22 protein-coding genes are annotated in these 18,092 nt (G+C 71.4%); 12 read left to right on the top strand and 10 right to left on the bottom strand.

The genetic code is table 11. The annotated features are described in order from the left end of the window. Nucleotide 1: 1 nt before the first annotated feature. The gene (locus VLY81_RS12580; protein ID WP_324668547.1) at nucleotides 2-1,378 is read right to left on the bottom strand and encodes a DUF1015 family protein; all 1,377 of its coding nucleotides are present in this window, start codon (nucleotides 1,376-1,378) and stop codon (nucleotides 2-4) included. Between the two features lie 99 nt (nucleotides 1,379-1,477). Between VLY81_RS12580 and pepT the strand changes: the two genes are divergently transcribed. After that, nucleotides 1,478-2,752 (top strand): peptidase T, encoded by a 1,275-nt coding sequence (gene pepT / locus VLY81_RS12575; RefSeq protein ID WP_324668546.1) that lies wholly within the window; start codon nucleotides 1,478-1,480, stop codon nucleotides 2,750-2,752. Nucleotides 2,753-2,771: 19 nt separating this feature from the next. Here pepT and VLY81_RS12570 read toward each other — a convergent pair whose 3' ends face one another. Continuing rightward, on the bottom strand, nucleotides 2,772-3,209 hold the full coding sequence (locus tag VLY81_RS12570; RefSeq protein ID WP_324668544.1) for an endonuclease domain-containing protein: 438 nt from the start codon (nucleotides 3,207-3,209) through the stop codon (nucleotides 2,772-2,774). Continuing rightward, nucleotides 3,206-3,940, bottom strand: coding sequence for a YczE/YyaS/YitT family protein (locus tag VLY81_RS12565; RefSeq protein ID WP_324668543.1), 735 nt, complete (start codon nucleotides 3,938-3,940; stop codon nucleotides 3,206-3,208). The genes VLY81_RS12570 and VLY81_RS12565 overlap by 4 nt, the downstream gene beginning before the upstream one ends. 105 nt (nucleotides 3,941-4,045) lie before the next feature. Between VLY81_RS12565 and VLY81_RS12560 the strand changes: the two genes are divergently transcribed. After that, nucleotides 4,046-4,639 carry an O-acetyl-ADP-ribose deacetylase gene (locus tag VLY81_RS12560; protein WP_324668542.1) on the top strand — a complete coding sequence of 198 codons (594 nt, stop codon included), beginning with the start codon at nucleotides 4,046-4,048 and terminating at the stop codon, nucleotides 4,637-4,639. 16 nt (nucleotides 4,640-4,655) lie between these two features. Here VLY81_RS12560 and VLY81_RS12555 read toward each other — a convergent pair whose 3' ends face one another. From VLY81_RS12555 to VLY81_RS12530, 6 genes are all read right to left on the bottom strand, one after another. Continuing rightward, nucleotides 4,656-6,188 (bottom strand): carboxypeptidase M32, encoded by a 1,533-nt coding sequence (locus tag VLY81_RS12555; protein ID WP_324668541.1) that lies wholly within the window; start codon nucleotides 6,186-6,188, stop codon nucleotides 4,656-4,658. 11 nt (nucleotides 6,189-6,199) lie between these two features. Then, nucleotides 6,200-7,720, bottom strand: a complete 1,521-nt coding sequence (locus VLY81_RS12550) for a helix-turn-helix domain-containing protein (RefSeq protein WP_324668540.1) — start codon at nucleotides 7,718-7,720, stop codon at nucleotides 6,200-6,202. Nucleotides 7,721-7,863: 143 nt separating this feature from the next. Continuing rightward, nucleotides 7,864-8,604 (bottom strand): SIMPL domain-containing protein, encoded by a 741-nt coding sequence (locus tag VLY81_RS12545; RefSeq protein ID WP_324668539.1) that lies wholly within the window; start codon nucleotides 8,602-8,604, stop codon nucleotides 7,864-7,866. Between the two features lie 85 nt (nucleotides 8,605-8,689). After that, the gene (gene nth / locus VLY81_RS12540; RefSeq protein ID WP_324668538.1) at nucleotides 8,690-9,484 is read right to left on the bottom strand and encodes an endonuclease III; all 795 of its coding nucleotides are present in this window, start codon (nucleotides 9,482-9,484) and stop codon (nucleotides 8,690-8,692) included. A gap of 148 nt (nucleotides 9,485-9,632) precedes the next feature. Then, the gene (locus VLY81_RS12535; RefSeq protein WP_324668537.1) at nucleotides 9,633-10,529 is read right to left on the bottom strand and encodes a hypothetical protein; all 897 of its coding nucleotides are present in this window, start codon (nucleotides 10,527-10,529) and stop codon (nucleotides 9,633-9,635) included. Then, a complete protein-coding gene (locus VLY81_RS12530) occupies nucleotides 10,517-11,029 on the bottom strand; it encodes a transposase (protein ID WP_324668536.1) in 513 nt (170 codons plus the stop codon). Before VLY81_RS12530 ends, VLY81_RS12535 begins: the two co-directional genes overlap by 13 nt. A gap of 287 nt (nucleotides 11,030-11,316) precedes the next feature. Here VLY81_RS12530 and VLY81_RS12525 point away from each other — a divergent pair, with 287 nt between their 5' ends. From VLY81_RS12525 to VLY81_RS12505, 5 genes are all read left to right on the top strand, one after another. Continuing rightward, nucleotides 11,317-11,625, top strand: a complete 309-nt coding sequence (locus VLY81_RS12525; protein WP_324668535.1) for a helix-turn-helix domain-containing protein — start codon at nucleotides 11,317-11,319, stop codon at nucleotides 11,623-11,625. Then, on the top strand, nucleotides 11,622-11,834 hold the full coding sequence (locus tag VLY81_RS12520) for a hypothetical protein (protein WP_324668534.1): 213 nt from the start codon (nucleotides 11,622-11,624) through the stop codon (nucleotides 11,832-11,834). Before VLY81_RS12525 ends, VLY81_RS12520 begins: the two co-directional genes overlap by 4 nt. Beyond that, complete coding sequence (locus VLY81_RS12515) at nucleotides 11,831-12,433, top strand: IS630 family transposase (protein WP_324668532.1); 603 nt, start codon at nucleotides 11,831-11,833, stop codon at nucleotides 12,431-12,433. The genes VLY81_RS12520 and VLY81_RS12515 overlap by 4 nt, the downstream gene beginning before the upstream one ends. Before the next feature lie 36 nt (nucleotides 12,434-12,469). After that, nucleotides 12,470-12,760, top strand: coding sequence for a hypothetical protein (locus VLY81_RS12510; RefSeq protein WP_324667953.1), 291 nt, complete (start codon nucleotides 12,470-12,472; stop codon nucleotides 12,758-12,760). Nucleotides 12,761-12,940: 180 nt separating this feature from the next. Next, complete coding sequence (locus tag VLY81_RS12505; RefSeq protein ID WP_324668531.1) at nucleotides 12,941-13,240, top strand: hypothetical protein; 300 nt, start codon at nucleotides 12,941-12,943, stop codon at nucleotides 13,238-13,240. Here VLY81_RS12505 and VLY81_RS12500 read toward each other — a convergent pair. Further along, entirely contained in the window at nucleotides 13,224-14,684 is a 1,461-nt protein-coding gene (locus tag VLY81_RS12500) for an NAD(P)-dependent oxidoreductase (RefSeq protein WP_324668530.1), read from the bottom strand. The genes VLY81_RS12505 and VLY81_RS12500 overlap by 17 nt on opposite strands. Before the next feature lie 400 nt (nucleotides 14,685-15,084). Here VLY81_RS12500 and VLY81_RS12495 point away from each other — a divergent pair, with 400 nt between their 5' ends. From VLY81_RS12495 to VLY81_RS12475, 5 genes are all read left to right on the top strand, one after another. Beyond that, on the top strand, nucleotides 15,085-15,600 hold the full coding sequence (locus VLY81_RS12495) for a TQO small subunit DoxD (RefSeq protein WP_324668529.1): 516 nt from the start codon (nucleotides 15,085-15,087) through the stop codon (nucleotides 15,598-15,600). Between the two features lie 163 nt (nucleotides 15,601-15,763). After that, on the top strand, nucleotides 15,764-16,213 hold the full coding sequence (locus VLY81_RS12490; protein WP_324668528.1) for a Fur family transcriptional regulator: 450 nt from the start codon (nucleotides 15,764-15,766) through the stop codon (nucleotides 16,211-16,213). Nucleotides 16,214-16,254: 41 nt separating this feature from the next. Beyond that, complete coding sequence (locus tag VLY81_RS12485) at nucleotides 16,255-17,160, top strand: sigma-70 family RNA polymerase sigma factor (RefSeq protein ID WP_324668527.1); 906 nt, start codon at nucleotides 16,255-16,257, stop codon at nucleotides 17,158-17,160. 145 nt (nucleotides 17,161-17,305) lie between these two features. Further along, complete coding sequence (gene sdhC / locus VLY81_RS12480; protein WP_324668526.1) at nucleotides 17,306-17,656, top strand: succinate dehydrogenase, cytochrome b556 subunit; 351 nt, start codon at nucleotides 17,306-17,308, stop codon at nucleotides 17,654-17,656. Nucleotides 17,657-17,680: 24 nt separating this feature from the next. Further along, nucleotides 17,681-18,082: a succinate dehydrogenase/fumarate reductase transmembrane subunit gene (locus VLY81_RS12475; protein ID WP_324668525.1), complete on the top strand. Its 402-nt coding sequence runs from the start codon at nucleotides 17,681-17,683 to the stop codon at nucleotides 18,080-18,082. Nucleotides 18,083-18,092 lie beyond the last annotated feature (10 nt).

Here is an 18,092-nt window from a genome sequence, read left to right as displayed (position 1 = left end):
CTCAGGAGGGCCGTCGCCAGCGCAGGATCAGCCCCGCCGGGATGGGGGGCCACGGGCGCACCGAGTCGGCGGGGATGGGGTTGCTGTCGAGGGCTACGGTCAGCAGTTGCTGGGGCGATGGGGGCGGCAGCAAGAAGGCGGCCGCGGCCTCGCCGCGGTCCACCCGCTCGATGGCGCCCGGCGCCGACTCCTCCACGTCGAGGGGTGGCGCGTGCAGGCGGCTCGCCTCGAGGCCGATGCCCAGCGCCCGCTCGAAGGCCAGCGCGTGCAGCACGTTGACGTCCATCGCCCGCCACGTCGTCCGGCCCAGGGGATGGGTCCAGTTCTCCATCAGCATGCGTCCCTTGGAGCGCGCCACCTTGACCCGCCCCCCTCCCAGGTACAGGACGAAGCCGGTGAACTCGTCGCGAGCCCGTCCCAGCTGTGCCAGCGCCGCATCGACGAGCTCGAGGGAGGCGGGAGCCTCCGCCTCGGTAGCGACGTCGATCAGGCGGAAGTAGGCCGAGAGGCGCCGCTCCACGCCTGCCGCATCGAGGCGTGACGATGCCAGCAGCAGGCGGTGCACCGGCAGGATCGCCGGGGTCTCGCCGGCATCGGCGGGCGAGTCGCAGGGCGTGAGAAATGCCAGCACCGACGGCGGCACCCCGTTGACCCGCCCGTCGGGGGACTGGGCCGCCAGGCGCCGGAGGGCCTCCACCTGCAGCCCGCCCTGCACGACGGCGATGGGCACCTGCGAAAGGATGTCGGCCAGCTCCTGGGCGAGGTCGACCTGCAGGCGCCAGACTCGGTGGGAGCTCCCGTCGCCCGCCTCGATGGCCAGGACGGGCTCGCCCTGCTCGACGGTCCCGGCCAGGATCTCGTCGAGCCGCGTCCGCCGGGGACCAGCGGCCGCCTTGGCGAAGAGGCCCCAGACGGGGGCGACGTCGACGGCGAAGGCCTTCATCACGGGCATCATGGGGTCGACGGCCGCCGGGTCGAGGCTCTCGACGCGCCTGGGTGGCGCCGGCTCGCTCACCCCCAGCGCCGCCACCACGGCCCGGTAGGAGGCGATCTCGGCGACTCCGGGGCCGTGCCGCCGCTCCTCCGGCACCGGGCGCCTGGCCTCGTAGAGGTAGAGCGTGGGCTCCTCGTCGCGCACCAGCAGCCCCCTGGCCAGCCACTCGCTCACCACCGTGCCGGCCCAGTCGGAGAAGAGGCGGGAGGCATGGGGGCGAGCGTCGCTGGTGCCGGTCTCGGGCCCGCTCTCGAGCCGCGACGGCCCTCCCGCCGGTCGGCGGGCCAGCGGACGCCAGTCGGCGGCGTCGGCCAGCAGGGTGCCCACGTCGCCCACGCGGGCCGGATCGTAGCGGATACCCGACAGCAGCCAGACCTTCGGCATTGCCCTTGTCGCCATCCTTTCCCAAGGACGAGGGGTTTCGGCGGTCGTCCGACGTATCCTGGTATCGTCCCTCACACCCACCTTGGCGAGGAGGCGGCCGTGACGACCACGATGCGACGTCCTGACAGGATACCCGATCCGGGCCTGCTGGAGGAGGGCGTGCTGGCCAAGTTTCTGCGCTACGTGCAGGTCGACAGCCCCTCGGCCGAGGGAGTCGCCCAGGTGCCGTCGACTCCCGAGCAGTGGGAGATGGCCCGTCTGCTGCGAGACGAACTGGAGCGCATGGGTCTCGAGGACGTGGAGCTGGACGAGCACGGCATCGTCCTCGGCACCCTGCCCGGTACCGTCCCGGGGCCGGCCATCGGCCTGCTGGCCCACTACGACACGTTTCCGGGGGTGCCGGGCCGCTCGGTCAAGCCCCTGGTGCATCGCGCCTGGGACGGGCGCCCCATTCGCCTGCCGGCGGGACCGGTGCTGGATCCGGCCGACCAGCCGGCGCTGCTCGCCTGCGTGGGCCACGACCTGGTCAGCTCCGACGGCAGCACGCTCCTGGGCGCGGACGACAAGGCGGGTGTGGCCGAGATCATGGAGGCCCTCTGCCGGCTCATCCGCGAGCCCCATCGACCCCGGCCGCCGGTCCGGGTGGCCTTCACCCCCGACGAGGAGACGGGGCGCGGCATCGGCTTCCTCGACGTGCGTCGCTTCGGGTGCGTGGCCGCCTACACGCTGGACGGCAGCGGCGCCGGCGAGCTGTCGGGGGAGAACTTCGACGCCCGCAACCTGCGGGTGACCATCGAGGGCCGCAGCGCCCACACGGGCACCGCCCGTGGCCGCATGATCAACGCGGTGCGGCTGGCCGCCGACTTCATCGCTCAGGTGCCGGCCAGCCGGTTGCCCGAGACGACCGACGGTCACCTGGGCTTCATCCACGTCGACGCCATCGAGGGCAACGTGGAGCGGGTCACGCTCAAGGTGGCGCTGCGGCACTTCAGCGTCGAGGAGCTCGACCGGCTCCACGAGATGGTGCGCCAGGCCCTCCAGGGGCTCGAGCTGCGGTATCCGGGCGCCCGCACCGCCTTGGAGGTGACGGGCGGCTACGCCAACATGGCTCGCCGGCTGGCCGACCACCCCGAGGTGATGGAGCTGGCGCGTGAGGCCATCCGCAAAGCCGGCCTCGAGGTGGTGGAGGTACCCATACGGGGGGGCACCGACGGCGCCCGCCTCACCCAACAGGGGCTGCCGACGCCCAACCTCTTCACGGGCGGGATGAACTACCACAGCCGCACCGAGTGGGCGTCGGTGCCATGGATGGAGAAGGCGGTGGAGACGGTCATCCACCTGCTGGAGCTCTGGGCCGAGCGCATGGGGCGGTGACGGGCAGGCAGGTCACCGCCTACCGGCCGTGCCCGGCCAGGGCCCGGCGGATGCGCTGCACCACCACGTCCGGCGCGGCGACCAGGTCGCGGTTGGCGACGTGCAGCACCCGGTAGCCCATCTGCCGCAGGGCCTGGTCCTTGCGACGGTCCTTGGCCTGCACGCCGGAGGCCAGGTGCACCAGGCCGTCGAGCTCCACCACCAGGCGCTGGCGCGGGAAGAGGAAGTCCGCCTCGTAGATGCCGACCCGCACCCGCCGGCGAAAGTCGGCCAGGCCGGCCCGGCGCAGGACGAGGGCCAGGCGCTCCTCCATGGCGTGCCGCTCATGGTCGGGAGGCTGGCGGCGGGCCGGGGCGGAGCCCGGACGTCCCTGCAGCGCCCGCAGCTGCTCCTCGAAGAAGGAGTCCTCGGGCGGGACGCGGGGCGACCGTGACCGTGGCCGTCGGGGCGGGCTCATCGCCGTCTCGCCCCTGTCGGGGCCCCGGCCAGGCGAGCGTGGCCGGCCCCGCCGTCTGCTGGCCGCCCCTCGGGCGAAGAGAGCGACGGCTCGGCGTGCCACCAGCGACGGGCGAAGCGAAACCATGGGATGGCCACGGCCAGGCCAGGGCCCACCAGCGCCGCCACCACGATGCTGCCGACGCCGACGGGGCCGCCGAGGGCGTAGCCGGCCAGCGTGGCGCTGCCCTCCAGCAGCACGCGGGCCATGCCGACGCCGGGCTCGCTGCGCACTCGGGCGCCCGCCGGGGCACGGCTTCCGATCCGTCCGCGGGCGAGGCGCCGGGCCAGGGCCAGTGTCATGCCGTCACGAGGGCCGGCGCCGAGGCCAGCGCTCAGATACCACGCCGAACCCACCGCCAGGAGCGCGATCCCCGCCAGGAGGGCCACCCACGCGGCCAGCATCCCCCCGGGCAGCGGCACCAGCTGCCAGGCCTCGATGAGGTCGTAGGCGGCGCCCACGTACCACATGTTGAGCAGCGTGCCCAGGCGAGGGGGCTCGCCCATGGCCCAGGCTCCCAGGACCAGCACCAGGCCCACCAGCTGGTTGGCCTGGCCGAACGTGATGGGCAAGCGCAGGCTCAGCCCCATGTGGAGCACGTCCCAAGGGCCGAGCCCCAGGCTGGCCACCACCTGCAGCCGGATGCCCCACGCGATGAGGGTCATGCCCGCGACCATCCACAGCCAGCGCATCGGCGATCGCCATCTGCCGCGGATGGCCAGGGAGCCCGATCGGCTCGAGGGGGCCGACGGAAGGTCCATGGTGTATGCCATTATATCGAAAGGAGGGGCGCGAGGATGGAGGCGGCAGAAGCCGAGGGCATCGAGCTCCAGGTGGAGGGCGTGCGCCTGGTGGCCCTGCAGGGCGATATCACCCGACAGGCGGTCGACGCCATCGTCAACGCGGCCAACTCCAGCCTCATGGGAGGCGGTGGGGTGGACGGAGCCATCCACCGCGCCGGCGGCCCCCGGATCCTGGAGGAGTGCAGGGCCATCGTGGCGCGCCAGGGCCCCCTGCCGCCGGGGCGGGCCGTCATCACGACGGGAGGCCGGCTGCCCGCTCGGTGGGTAATCCACACCGTCGGCCCCATCTGGCAGGGGGGCGGGCATGGAGAGCCCGAGACCCTGCGCTCGGCCTACCGGAGCGCGCTGGCGCTGGCCGTGGAGCGTGGGCTCGAGAGCATCGCCTTTCCGTCCATCAGCACGGGCGCCTACGGGTACCCCGTCGAGCTCGCCGCGCCGGTGGCCCTGCAGGCCGTCACCGGCTTCGTGCGGGAGCGTGCGGCCAGCGGGGGCCTGCCGCTTAGGGAGGTGCGATTCGTGCTCTTCTCGCGGGCGCACCTCGACGTCTACCGGCGGCTGATGCAGGCGGCGGGCGCCCGGGATGGATGAAGGCCCGGGCGCCTCGTCACAGACCGTACAGCTCGCCGTACTTGCGCTCGAGGTAGGCCACGTAGGGCTCGATGCGAATGGGCCCACCCGTCACCCGCTGCACCAGCTCCTGCGGCGTCAACTTGGCCCCGTGGACGTGGATCCGCTCCCGCAGCCACGACAACAGCGGCGCAAAGTCGCCGTGCTCGATGGCGTCGGGGATCTCGGGGCGCTCCCGGCAGGCCTGCTCGTAGAACTGCACCGACAGGATGTTGCCCAGGGTGTACGTGGGGAAGTAGCCGATGGAGGCGTGGGACCAGTGGATGTCCTGCAGCACGCCGTGGGCGTCGTCGCGGGGACGCAGCCCCAGGTAGGCCTCCATCTTGGCGTTCCAGGCGTCGGGCAGATCGGCCACCGAGAGGCGCCCCTCGAGCAGGTCGTCTTCGATCTCCAGCCGCAGGAAGATGTGGAGGTTGTAGGTTACCTCGTCGGCCTCGGTGCGGATCTCGCTGGGTTGGCTGCGGTTGACGGCCCGGTAGAGGGTCTCCGCGTCGGCCCGCCCCAGCTGCTCGGGGAAGATGGCCTGGGCCTTGGGCAAGAGGAAGCGCCAGAAGGCCCGGGAGCGGCCCACCACGTTCTCCCAGAGGCGGGACTGCGACTCGTGGATCCCCAGCGACGCCCCGTCGAACAGCGGCGTGCGCCGGAGGGCCTCGGGGATCCCCTGTTCGTAGAGGGCATGTCCGCCCTCGTGGATGGAGGAGTACAGTGCCGACGAGAAGTCGTTGGGGTCGATGCGCGTCGTGACCCGCACGTCGCCGGGGCCGAAGCTGGTGGTGAAGGGGTGCGCGGAGCGATCCTGGCGGCCCCGCTGGAAGTCGTAGCCGATCGCGCGCAGCACCTCCACGGTCAGGCGCCACTGGCCGGCCTCGTCGTAGCCCTGGTGCAGGACGGCGTCGTCCACCGCCTCGGCTCGCCGGGCGATGGCTCGCACCAGGGGCACGAGGCGATCCTTGAGCCGGGCGAAGAGGGGGCGGATGTCGTCCAGCGTCATGCCGGGCTCGTACTCGTCCAGCAAGGCGTCGTAGCGGTGCTGCGCGTAGCCGATGCAATCGGCCACCTCGCGCACCAGCCGGACGTTGCGCTCCAGGTGAGGGGCGAAGGCACCGAAGTCGTTGGCCGCCTTGGCCCGGGTCCAGGCATCGGTGGCCAGCGAGGCGGCCTCGGCCAGCTCCGCGGCCAGCCGAGCGGGGATCTTGATGGCACGCTGGTAGTGGCGTCGGGTCACCCGGACGAGGCTGGCCTCGAAGGAGTCGTAGGGCAGATCGGCCGTCCGCCCCTCCAGGCGCGCCAGGAGCTCGCCGACGCGGGGCTGGACCAAGGTCTCGTGACCCAGCCGCGCCAGCGTCGACAGCGCCAGGGCCCTGTCGGTGGCGCCGCCCGGGGGCATCTGGGTCTCCTGATCCCAGTGGAGCACCGCCGACGCGGCGTGCAGATCGGCGACCGTGCCCAGGATCTCGAGGAGCTCGGCGAACTCGCTGGAGGACCGGACCTCCTCGGCAGACGGCGACATCGCGAACCTCCCTACCCGGTGGCGGACGAGACGCTGGAGGGGACGTCCCCGACCGGCGCTCCGTCGCGCGTGAGCTCTTCCAAGGCCCTCCTACGCTCGTCGATGGCCTGTTCCTGCTCCCATCGCTCCGGAGGTGCGGCGCGTTCATGGCACGCCTCCGGCGGGAGGGGGCAGCGCTCACAGGTTTCGTTGAGCAGGCCCTCGGGGATGCATGGATCGGAGGCGAAGCGCACCCGGACCCGCAGCTCGTCGTCCATGCGCAGTCCCAGCGTGACGCTGGTGCGCAAGAACGGCGGCAGGTTCTCCTGCCGGGCGAAGCCCAGGCAGAGGAACTCGCGCTGCGACTGGAGGAACCGCGACCGCTGGATGCCCAGCAGGGGGCCCGGCTGGCCGAGGCGCGCCAGCTCTCGGATGAGGCGGACCGTCAGCCACCGACGGCAGTAGTGCTCCTTGAGGTCGAAGCCCTTGGGCAGCGAGAGCTGGCTCATGTTGAGGTGCTTGTAGAGGCGATAGGTGCCGTTGATCTCGGAGAAGCGCAGGAAGTGCACCTTGAGCCCGAAGTGGCGGGGCACCAGCTCGCTGAACCGGTACAGCAGGGTCTCGGGCGTCACGTCGTAGGCCTCCAGGAGCCGGTAGAGCCGCTCCGGCTGCCACGTGGTCAGCTCGAAGAGGGCGGCCAGGTCGGCCACCACCGGCCGCTCCGGCATGAGGATGGCGCCGCCCACATAGGCCGCCTTGAAGTCGTTGAGGACCTGGGAGAAGGAGTCGACCCGGTCGGGAGGGTTGGTCAGGGCGCGCTCGCCGAGCTCGAGGATCCGGTAGCCGGCCTCCCGGGCCAGTACGAATTTGCGCTGAGGCCCGGTCAGGGCGGGATTGAGCAGAAGCCGGGGCCGCCGGCCCGGTAGGAAGATGGCCCGGTAGGCGGCCAGGGCCGGACGGGCGTCCGCCGGGATGAGGCCCAGCTCGTAGCCGAAGCGGCCCTGCAGCACCTCCTGCAGGGCCTGCTCGGGCACGGGCAGCGAACGGTCGAGCCCCACGGACCGGGCGAAGGCCACGGCCTCCCGCTCCAGCTCCTCGAAGTAGTTGCCGTGCAGCTCCTGATACGAGCGCAGGGCGGCCCGGAAGAAGTGCTCCTCCCGGATGTTGTAGCCGCGGGCCACGTCGGCCAGGGCCTGGGCGAGCGCGCCGATCTCCGCCGGCGAGCGGGTCAGCAGCCCCACCACGGCCGCCGGATCCACCCCGAAGAGCTCCAGCGGGAATTGCTGGAGCACCTGGGAGCTGAGGGCGCTCTCCAGGAAGTGCAACGGCGGCTCCAGGCGCAGGGAGACGAGCTGGTCGTAGTCGTAGCCCAAGGCCCGTGCCAGGCGCAAGATCTTGTCGGCCTTGGGGTACTTGCGGCCCTTTTCGATCTCGGTGACGTAGGAGGGCGACAGCCCCGCGCGGGCCGCCAGCTCGGTGAGGGAGAGGCCCTGGCCGAGCCGCGCCTGGCGGAGCTTGAGGCCGAAGATGACGTGGATCGGGTTGATGCTCACCCGACACCCGCCCCCGTGCGGCAGCGTGCAAACCTTGCGAATGCTTCTAACACGGGGGCGGGGTCGGCGTCAAGGCGAAGGCGCGCCAGGTGCGAATCCCGACCGGCCGCGAATCGTCGCCGGGCGGACCCGGCCGGACCGCCTCAGCGAAGCTCGAAGACCAGCGTGGCAGCGGCCTGCAAGCCGAGCTCGCCCGGCAGGACCGGCGTATCCGCGGACGCCTCCGACAGTCGCGCCAACGGCAGCCGCACCGGCATCTCCGGCGAGCCGAAGTAGGCGTCGCGCAGCGTCAGCAGGCTGCCGAGCTGGACCCCGGCGGCCTCGGCCAGCACCTGAGCCTGGCGCAGGGCATCGGCGACCGCCTGCCGCAGCGCCTGCTGCTTGATGGCCTCCAGGTCTTCGACGGTGAACTGGATGCTCTCGATGCGGTTGGCGCCCGCCTGGACGGCCGCGTCGGCCACCGTGCCGGCCTGTTCCACCGGCCGCACCCGGACGTGCAGCGCATAGGTGGCGCGGTAGCCCGTCAGGCGAGGTTCACCGCCCCGCTCCTCGGTGCGGTAGATGGGCGTGAGGGAGATGCCGGCCGTCTGGATGTCGCGGGCCGCCACGCCCAGCTCCGAGAGCGCGGCGACGATGCGCTCCACCTTGCGGGCGTTGGCCTCGTGGGCCTGACGGGCCGAGGGTGCCTGCGACTCCACCCCGAGGGTGATCCGGGCGACGTCGGGAGGCGCCGTGATGGTAGCCCGCCCCGTCACCGTCAGGGTGCGCTCGCTCGAGGCGTCACCCTCGGCGGACGCTCCCGGGGCCGACGCCAGGGCGGTGACCAGCGACAACGTCGCGATGGCCGCGGCCGGGATCCACCACCGCAAACCAAGACGCTTCATGCAAGACCTCCCCGCGGGCAGGGCCAGGGCCGGGCCCTGCCGTGCTGTCATCATAGGATTCGGGAGGCCGCCCATCGGTGCGGCGTCACCGGGACCGGGCTCCCCTGGAGGACACCCCAGGCTCTGCCGCACCACCCGCCGGCCTGCCAGCCCCCTCTCGGCCACCGGCCAGCCACGGGGTGGCGCCCGCGTGCGGTCCGGCCGGGCAGACGGACCCCAGCTCGCAGGCCCCGCAATGGGGGCGCCGAGCGAGGCATACCTCCCGGCCGAAGTAGATGAGCCGCAAGGGCAGCGTGGGCCACTCGCCCTTGGGGAAGAGAGCCATGAGGTCCTGCTCGATGCGAGCGGGATCGGCGGCCATGGTCAGCGCCAGCCGGCGGGAGAGGCGGGCGACGTGCGTGTCCACCACGATGCCCAGCCCCCCGGCCTCCGGGTCCCATCCCTGCCACCCCCCGATGGCGGCCGCCGAGAGGAGGACGTTGGCCGTCTTGCGCCCGACGCCCGGCAGCGTCAGCAACTCCTCCATGCGGCGGGGCACCTCGCCGCCGAAGCGGGTCAGGACCTGGCGCGCCGTCTCCTGGATCATCCGCGCCTTCTGCCGGAAGAAGCCCGTCGGGTGGATGATGGCCTCGAGCGCCTGCCGGTCGGCTTCGGCCAGCGCCTTCGCGTCGCCGAAGGTCGAGAAGAGCCGGGGGGTCACCTGGTTGACCGTCGCATCCGTGCACTGGGCCGAGAGGATGGTGGCCACCAGCAGCTGCAGCGGGGAGGCGTGGCGGAGCGGCACCCTCACCTGCGGGTAGCGGGCTCGCAGGGCCTCCAGGATGGCGCGGGCCCTGGCCCGACGGTGGCGCGCGGACTCCCGGCGGGGATCGCGGGGCACCTGGGCGGACGTCGATCGGGCTGTGCTCATACGCCTTAGATTAGTACCTCCTGATAAAATCGCCGACTGTCGAGAGAGGGGCTGACCCGTGGCGAGAGGGCGTTGCCGTGCTGAGCTTCTGCCTTTCATCCCCGCCATCGGGGCTCGCTCAGGCTTGCGCCGGGGCCAGGGCCAGCAGCCGGCGGGCCGCCCGGGTCAGGTTGTGGGCGAAGATGCCCTCCCCGCTCCAGGTCGCCGCCCGGTCGGCACCCCGATAGCGGCTGCGGTCGAGTTCAAAGGTGTCTTTGAGGTGCGCAATGCGCCCCTCCTGGCCGCTGCGCCAGCGCAGCAACCGCCGAAAGGCCCAGCGTCGCTCGAAAAGTCGACGAGCCCGACCGCCTCGGGCCGGCAGGCCACGTGCGCGATGCCCATCGCCCGCAGCGCCGCGTCGTTGGCCCGGCTGCTCATGCCCGGTCGGCGGCCACCGCTCGGGCGTGGCTCCGACCGCGTGGATGTGGCCCGCCACGGCGTCCACCAGCAAGCTATCGTCGCTGGGATTGCCGACATGCAGCCGCCAGTGGCTGATGAAGCCCTCCTGGGTCTCCACCAGGGTCAGCTCGTAGCCGAACTCGACGGGCTTCGAAGCTTCCCCGCCGGATGGGCGCGCATCCGGGTCGAAGAGGCTGACCAGCCGGTCCGGGATGGTCCGGATGCCCTGCAAGCGAAGCCGGGTCTGCTCCAGCACCCGGCGCAGGCGGCGGGTGTACGTGACCAGACCCTGCGCGAGGGCCCGGTAACGAGCGCCGACCGCCGGACCGAGCTGTCGGATGCGGCGCTGGACAGCCCGAGCCATGCGCTCGGCCTCCTGAAGCGTCTGCTCGGCCCGCCGAGCCACTTCGGCGGTAAGCCGGTCCACCTCGGCCTGGGCCTTCTCCCCTCCCCGGCGAAGCACCTGGCCGATGCGGCGCAGCCGGCGGCGGACCGAACGCAGGCGGTCTCGGACCGAAAGGCGTACCCCGATGCCGGCTTGCTTGGCCCGGCGCATCAGCCGCGTCAGCACCCGCACCCGTCGGCCAGCAGGCCCGCGTCGGTGGGGTGATGGATGTTGGCTTCCACCACCGTGGTGTCCACCCGGATCCGCTGGCCGTGGCGCTTCATCAGCCGCGCCTCCACCAGCTGGGCCATCAGGGCGTCGTTGAGTTGCTCGATGACTTCCGGACCCAGTCGGTGCGTCAGCTTGATGAGGGTGGTGGCATCGGGCACCTTGTCGGTCAAGCGCAACCGGCAAAAGCGCCGCCAGACCAGGCTGTCGGCCACTTCCTTGACGAGGGCCTCGAAGCCCAGCCGGTACCGGCGCTTCAGGTACATCATGCGCAGGTACGTCTCCAGGGGGATGGTGGGCCGACCCCGCCGGGCCGTGAGCTTGCGCCGGATAGGCTCCAGGAAGCGCTCGTCGTCCAGCAGCCGGTCGATGATGGCCAGCTCCTTGGGCAGCTCGAAGAGCTGGGGGTCGATGAGGCTTTCGAACAGGTCCGCCTTGAAAGCCACGTTGCGCTCCCGACGCACGATGCCATGCCCCCCTGGGGCCGATTCTAGCATCATTCGGTCTCGGGGAGGAGAGGGGTAAGCCCGTCACGACGGCCTTCTCTGGACGAGTTTATCAGGGGCAACTAGTACTACGTCCCACAAGTTCGTTCCCTGGACATGACGGCTCCTTGACAACCTAAACCGGCACAGCCGGGCAAGAAATTTCGCAGGGCAGCAGGAGTCCGGCCGAAGGGCGCGAACTGGCGCCACGACGGGATCCGGAGACGTTCGCGGGGGTCAAAGGTGACCCGGAAACGGCTGCCCGTATGGCGATGCGGAGCGCGGACCCGGTGAGCTGGCCGCTGCCCGAGCTCACCGCGGACCAGCGCAAAGCGCTGCGGGAGTGGAAGTTCGGCCAGAAGGTCGAGCACCGGCTCTGGCTGCGGGCTTCCATCATCTGGGGGCTGTTTCACCACCGTTCCTCGGTCGCACGAGTCGCCGCCTGCGTCGGCGTCACGGAGCGGACGGTCCGCAAGTGGCGGGACCGGTTCCTCGAGGCGGGCGTCGCCGGCCTCTACGATCGACCCCGCTCGGGGCGACCGCCGCGCTTGGCCCGGAGCAGCGCTGCGAGGTGATCGCCCTGGCCTGCGACGCCCCCGCCAACTACGGCTTCGAAGGCCAGACGCTCTGGACGTACGACACCCTCACCGATGCCGTCCGACGGACCCTCGGTTTGCCGATGAGCCGGAGCAGCATCTGGCGGACCCTGGAGCAAAACGCCCTGCGGCCTCACCGGGTGCGCATGTGGCTGCACAGCCCGACCCGGACTTCAAGCCGAAGGTGAACCGCATCGTCGGCCTGTACCGGGACCCACCGGACGATGCCGTCATCTTGTGCATCGACGAAAAGACCGGGATGCAGGCGCTGGAGCGCAAGCACGAGACGCGCCGCGCGATCCCCGGCAGGCCCGGGCGCTGCGAGTACGAATACATCCGCCATGGGACCCAGTCGCTGTTGGCCGCCTTCGACATCCGTACCGGGCGCGTCACGGCGCGCTGCGGGCCGACGCGGACGGCGGAGGACCTGGTGAGCCTCCTGGAGGCAGTCGCCGAGGCGTACCGGGAGGCGGCGCGGATCATCGTGATCTGGGACAACCTCAACATCCACCATGACGGCCCGCAGGCGCGGTGGAGCCGCTTCAACGCCCGTCACGGCGGGAAGTTCGAGTTCGTGTACACGCCGCGGCATGCGTCGTGGGTGAACCAGGTGGAGATCTTCTTCTCCATCCTGCAGCGCCGGTGCCTCAAGCACGGGGACTTCCACTCCGCCGAGGAACTGCGAGAGCGCGTGCTGGCCTTCATCGCCCGGTGGAATACCGAGGAGGGTCACCCCTTCCACTGGACCTTCCGGGGGTACCCGATGCAGGAGAGGGCGGTGGCATAAGTGCCGCCAAGGCCTCCTTGGTGGGACCGGCCCGAGGTGCGTCGAGTCCTCAATGAGGCAGCCCGGGAGGAGATCCAGCAGCTCCTCACGGCCCGGGGGTTCACCCACCTGGGCGTGCTGAGCCGAGGCCGTCACCTGGTCATCTACGCGGAGGAGGGGGGCGAGAAGATGCCGCGCCTTCGCTTCGGCCGCATCGACCAAGGCCGGTACGCGCTGGACATGGCCAACCACCGCGGGGGGTGGGAGCCCACGCCCTTCACCGGAACCCTTGCCGAACTGTTCAGCCTGGTAACCGAGCAGTTCGGCTGGGTTCTCCTGGAGCTCTAGCCGCATCTTCCTCTCGCTCCTCTTGTGACGTTCCCGCGGCAGTGAACGAACTTGTGGGACGCACTACTAGATTAGCACACCCTTCCCTGGAAGGACATTCGTCCATGACATTCGGCAGGATCGGGGGCCGTCTCGCCGAAGCCCTACGGCAGCCACATGCGGGGTGGGGAAGGGGCTCGGGTGCAACCGTTCACCTGGCAACAGGGGCTGGTCTGGGTCCTGCCGGTGGCCCTGGCGCTGGCCATGGGGGCCCGGCTCATCTGGTCCGAGCTGCGGCCCCTGGTCGAGTCGGCTCGCCGAGCCGCGACGGCGTGCGCGGCATGGACGAGCCCGGCCCTTCCAGGCCCGGCCCGGCGCTGTCGAGGACGACTCGCCTTGCTGTACGGCCTCGTTGCGGGGGCATGGGTGGCATGGGCGGTCGTGCTGCTGTTGACCGCCTCGCAAGAGGTGCGGGCGGCGCTGGTCACCGCCCTGGGCTAGGAGCGGCCCCAGCCGCCGCGCCGGCCAGGTAGGCCGCGATGGCCTCGCCTGCCAGGCGTCCGGCCGCCACCGCGTGCACCACCGTGTTGGCGCCCGTCACGCAGTCGCCGCCCGCCCAGACGCGCGGCAACGAGGTGACGCCGCTTGGGTCCCGCACCAGGATGCGTCCGCCCGGGCCGGTCTCGAGGCCCGGCGTGGTGGCGGGCAGGGACGTCTCGACCCCGTACCCCACCGCCAGGATGACCAGATCCGCCGGCCGCACGCTCTCGGAGGCGGGTACGGGACGAGGGGTCGGCCGCCCCGAGGCGTCGGGCTCGCCCAGCTCCATCCGCACCAGCTCGACCGCCATCAGTCGCCCGCTCTGGCCGATGAAGCGCCGGGGCGCCACCAGCCACTCGAAGCGCACGCCCTCCTCCTCGGCCAGGGCCATCTCCACGGGCCGGGACGGGCTGTGCTCGCGGGCCCTCCGGTAGAGCACGGTGACGTCGGTCGCGCCGAGCCGCCGGGCGGTGCGGGCGGCGTCCATGGCCGTGTTGCCGGCACCGATGACGACGACCCGCCGGCCCCCGAGCTCCGGGAGCTCCTCGGAGCCGTGCCCGCCGTCGGACAGGCGGGCCCGGGCGACCGCCATCAAGAAGTCCTTGGCGGTGACGACCCCCTCCAGCTCCTCGCCGGGGATCCCCATGGTCCGGGCCTCGTTGGCGCCGATGGCCAGGAAGACCGCGCGGAAGCTCATGGCGAAGAGGTCGTCGACGTCCAGGTCCCGCCCGACGACGACGCCCTGGACGAAGCGGACGCCCTGGCGCCGCAGCCGCTCCGCCTCGGCGGCCACGGCCCGCTTGGGCAGCACGAACTCGGGGATGCCGTAGCTCATGACGCCGCCCGGCTCCATCCACCCGTCCAGCACCGTCACCGAGAGACCCCGACGAGACAGGGCGTTGGCGCAGGCCAGGCCGGCGGGGCCGGCGCCCACCACCGCCACGTCGCCCGGCTCCACGGCCTCGACCCCGGACGGCCATGGGGCCGCCGGCCTGGCCTCGGGGGAGCCGAGGCGCGCCGCGAGGCCCCGCTCGGCCAGGTAGCGCTCCAGGGCCCCGATGGCGATGGGCTCGCCCTTGCGGCCCAGCGGGCAGGCCCCCTCGCACTGGGCCTCCCAGGCGCAGACCCGCCCCGTGCAGGAGGGGATGGGGTTATGGGCCCACAGGAGCTCGGCGGCCTCGACGGCCCGGCCCTGCGCGACCAGGGCGATGAAGGCCTTGATGGGGTTGTGGTTGGGACAGCCCGCCTCACACGCCGGCCGGTAGCACTGCAGACAGCGCTGGGCCTCGGCCATGGCGCTGGCGTCGTCGTAGGTGAGGGCCACCTCGGCGAAGTCGTGGACTCGCTCGGCAGCGGGGCGGTGGGGGATGGGCACTCGCTGGTACTGGGGCCGACGGGCTGCCACGATGGTTCGATGCCCCCCGCTCCGGCCGCGCCCACCCCGGGCCGGCCGGCCGCATGCTGGCCGCCGTCGCCACGCGTCGACAGCGGTTCCACGTACCACGATAGCCGTCTTCGTTACCAGGGCGGCAGGGCCGTGCGTCCTCCGGCACGCGGGACAAATGTCCTCCCGGGCTCAGGGCGTGACTGTAGAGACGGCTCGGGAGCGACCCGGATCATTGTCCCGATAGAGACCTGGCAAACGACCGTTCCCCGGGTGCCGGCCCTACCGCCAAAATGGGGCTGGAATCCGGGATCGCTACGGAATCGACTTGCGGGGCTGCCGGGCCCGGCGGGGCCGGGGCAGCGGCAAGAGGGCAGGAGCGGCGACCGGAGCCAGCGGCGAGAGGGAGGTCGGAGCGACGATGCAGACCCTGTGGCGTGTGGTCTTCGGGCTTCTGCGGATCTGGCTGGGGTTCCAGTGGCTCGAGGCAGGCCTGGGCAAGGTGACCAACCCGGCATGGGTCGGCGAGAACGCGGGGGTGGCCATCACCGGCTTCTTCAAGGGGGCCATCGCCAAGGCGGTGGGCGACCACCCTGCCGTGCAGCCGTGGTACGGGGCCTTCCTGCAGAACGTGGCGCTGCCCAACGCGACCCTGTTCAGCTACCTGGTGGCGTTCGGCGAGGTGTTGGTGGGCCTCGGACTCATCTTCGGCGTGCTGACCACGGTGGCGGCGCTGGCCGGTGCCTTCATGAACCTCAACTTCATGCTGGCCGGCACCACCAGCACCAACCCCATCCTCTACACGGCGGCCATCGTCATCCTGCTGGCGGGGGCGCGAGCGACCTACTTCGGGCTGGACACCTATCTGATGCCCCTGCTGCGGCGCTACCTGGACCAGCTGCGGGGGCGGGAGCGCCAGGCGACCACCGCCGCCTGACCGCTCGCAGGGCAGGGCCCGTCCCGACGGGACGGGGCCGACACGGAGAAGAGCCCGGCGTCGAGCCGGGCTCTTCGCTTTTCCGTCGTTGACACGCTCTCTCCAGGGAGTTTATTATGAAGACAGAATCAGTATCAATAGAGAAGAGAGCAGGCACGTCGCGATGCGACCCGAGCTGGAGACATTCCAGAGACTGTTGACGGAACGGGGCTACCGGGTGACGCCCCAGCGGATGGGGATCTACGAGTACCTGCTGGACACCAAGACGCATCCGTCGGCCGAGGAGATCTACCAGGCGCTCAAGGACCGCTTCCCCATGATGAGCCAGGCCACCGTCTACAAGACGCTGGACCTGCTGCTGGAGCTGGGGCTCATCGCCCAGCTCGGGTTGGGTGGGCAGGCGACGCGCTACGACGGCAACCCGGATGTCCACGTCAACGTCTACTGCAGCGAGTGCCATCGCATCTACGACGTGATGGAGCCGGAGCTGCCCAAGCTGGCCGAGTCGGTGGCGCGCCGGTCCGGCTTCGTCGTCAAGGGCCAGCGGCACGAGTTCTACGGCATCTGCCCCGAGTGCGAGGCGCGGCGCAGCGCCCGGATGCAAGAGAGGTGAAGCCGACGGTGCAGTCCAGACAGGGAGGGAGAACGGGGACCGTGGCGGAGGCAGCCGGTCGTCGCACCCGGCCCGATCGGGCGCCGGTGCGAGGCCGCAAGCCGGCCTCCCCGGAGCGCGAGACGTCCATCAACCTGCTGCAGACGTACCTGCGCGAGATCGGCAAGGTGCCGCTCTTGACGCGCGAAGAGGAGATCGAGCTCGCCAAGCGCGCCGAGCAGGGCGACGTCCGTGCCAAGGCCCGGCTCATCGAGTCCAACCTGCGCCTGGTCGTCAACGTGGCCATGCGCTTCGTCGACCGGGGCGTGCCGGTGCTGGACCTGGTGCAGGAGGGCAACATCGGCCTGATGCGGGCGGTGGAGAAGTACGACTGGCGCAAGGGCTTCCGCTTCAGCACGTACGCGACGTGGTGGATCGTGCAGGCGGTGCGGCGGGCCCTGGGCGATCAGTCGCGCACCATCCGCCTGCCGGCCCACATGATCGAGACCATCGGCAAGGTCAACACCACCGCCAGCCTCTTGGGGCACGAGCTGGGGCGAGAGGCCCGCGTCGAGGAGGTGGCCGCGCACCTGGGCATGGAGTCCTCCCGGGTGGAGGAGGCCATGCGCGCGGCTCAGGAGCTCCTCTCGCTGGAGAACCCCGTCGGCGATGACGGGATGCGGGTGGCCGACTTCGTCGGCGACGAGCAGTCGCCGCCGCCCGACGAGGAGGCGGCCCGGAGCCTGCTGCGGGACCACGTGCGCGAGGTACTGGAGTCGCTGCCGCCCGTGGAGCGCACGGTGCTCACGCTCCGCTACGGCCTCGACGACGGGCAACCCCGGACCCTGGAGGAGATCGGCCGGCGCCTGGGTGTCACGCGCGAGCGGATCCGCCAGATCCAGGAGCGCGCGCTGGCGCACCTGCGGGAGCCGGCCCGCATGGCGGCCCTCGACATGTACCTGTCATAGGGCCGGGCTCCCCGGCCGGGGGCTTTGTCCCCTGGCCGAGGGCACGCCGGCAGGAGTCCTCGATACGCCGTCGCATATCCCGTATGGATACGGTACGATGCGTGCGCATCGGACCGCTATTTCTATGCGGTGGGGGGCTTGTCGGGTGTATCGAGGACGCTGGGGCATGCTGGCCTGGGCCCTGCACCGGATCTCGGGACTGGGCGTCTTGCTCTTCCTCATCCTGCACATCGCCGACACGGCGCTGATCCTGGCGGGGCCCACCTGGTACAACCGCTTCGTCGCGTTTTACCGCGCGCCCGTGTTCCGGGTGATGGAGGTCCTGCTGGCCGCCGCGCTGCTCTACCACGCGCTCAACGGCCTGCGGATCATCGCACTGGACCTCTGGCCCCAGACCACCCGCATCCACGAGCGGCTCTTCTGGGTGGCGGGCGCCATCTTCGTCATCCTCTTCGTACCGGCGGCCTACTTCATGCTGCGGCCGCTGTGGACCTGAGGCGGGAAGGGAGCGGGTCTGACGATGGCCGTTCGCCCGGCGTATGCGAGACCCCGTTCGGCCGCAGGCGGGCTCGAGCTGTACTCGTGGCTCTTCATGCGCCTCTCCGGACTTCTGCTGGTCTTCCTGGCTCTGGGGCACCTCGCCATCATGCACCTCATCCACTCCGTCGAGGAGATCGACTACGACTTCGTCGCCGCCCGCCTGGCCGGGCCCCTGGGGGTCTTCTGGCGGCTGTACGACCTGCTGCTGCTGACGCTGGCCCTCCTGCACGGGCTCAACGGCTTGCGGGTGGTCATCGACGACTACGTCCACACCCCCCGATGGCGGGCGGTGTCGCTGACGGCCCTCTACGTCGCCGGCGCGTTCATCCTGGTGCTCGGCGCCGTCGTGCTCTTCACCTTCCAGCCGCAGCTCGGATCCTGAGGAGGTCAGC

This window comes from Limnochorda sp. LNt, assembly GCF_035593265.1.
GTDB classification, from domain to species: Bacteria; Bacillota; Limnochordia; order Limnochordales; family Geochordaceae; genus Geochorda; species Geochorda subterranea.
Note: the sequence above shows the minus strand (reverse complement) of the source record. Positions and strands in the feature narration are given on the sequence as shown.

Excerpts from the sequence above, each read along its gene's own strand:
- VLY81_RS12580 (WP_324668547.1), bottom strand. The coding sequence starts at position 1,378 with ATGCCGAAGGTCTGGCTGCTGTCGGGTATCCGCTACGATCCGGCCCGC.
- VLY81_RS12570 (WP_324668544.1), bottom strand. The coding sequence starts at position 3,209 with ATGAGCCCGCCCCGACGGCCACGGTCACGGTCGCCCCGCGTCCCGCCC.
- VLY81_RS12565 (WP_324668543.1), bottom strand. The coding sequence starts at position 3,940 with ATGCGCTGGCTGTGGATGGTCGCGGGCATGACCCTCATCGCGTGGGGC.
- VLY81_RS12560 (WP_324668542.1), top strand. The coding sequence starts at position 4,046 with ATGGAGGCGGCAGAAGCCGAGGGCATCGAGCTCCAGGTGGAGGGCGTG.
- VLY81_RS12555 (WP_324668541.1), bottom strand. The coding sequence starts at position 6,188 with ATGTCGCCGTCTGCCGAGGAGGTCCGGTCCTCCAGCGAGTTCGCCGAG.
- VLY81_RS12545 (WP_324668539.1), bottom strand. The coding sequence starts at position 8,604 with ATGAAGCGTCTTGGTTTGCGGTGGTGGATCCCGGCCGCGGCCATCGCG.
- VLY81_RS12525 (WP_324668535.1), top strand. The coding sequence starts at position 11,317 with ATGGCGATGCGGAGCGCGGACCCGGTGAGCTGGCCGCTGCCCGAGCTC.
- VLY81_RS12495 (WP_324668529.1), top strand. The coding sequence starts at position 15,085 with ATGCAGACCCTGTGGCGTGTGGTCTTCGGGCTTCTGCGGATCTGGCTG.
- VLY81_RS12490 (WP_324668528.1), top strand. The coding sequence starts at position 15,764 with ATGCGACCCGAGCTGGAGACATTCCAGAGACTGTTGACGGAACGGGGC.
- VLY81_RS12475 (WP_324668525.1), top strand. The coding sequence starts at position 17,681 with ATGGCCGTTCGCCCGGCGTATGCGAGACCCCGTTCGGCCGCAGGCGGG.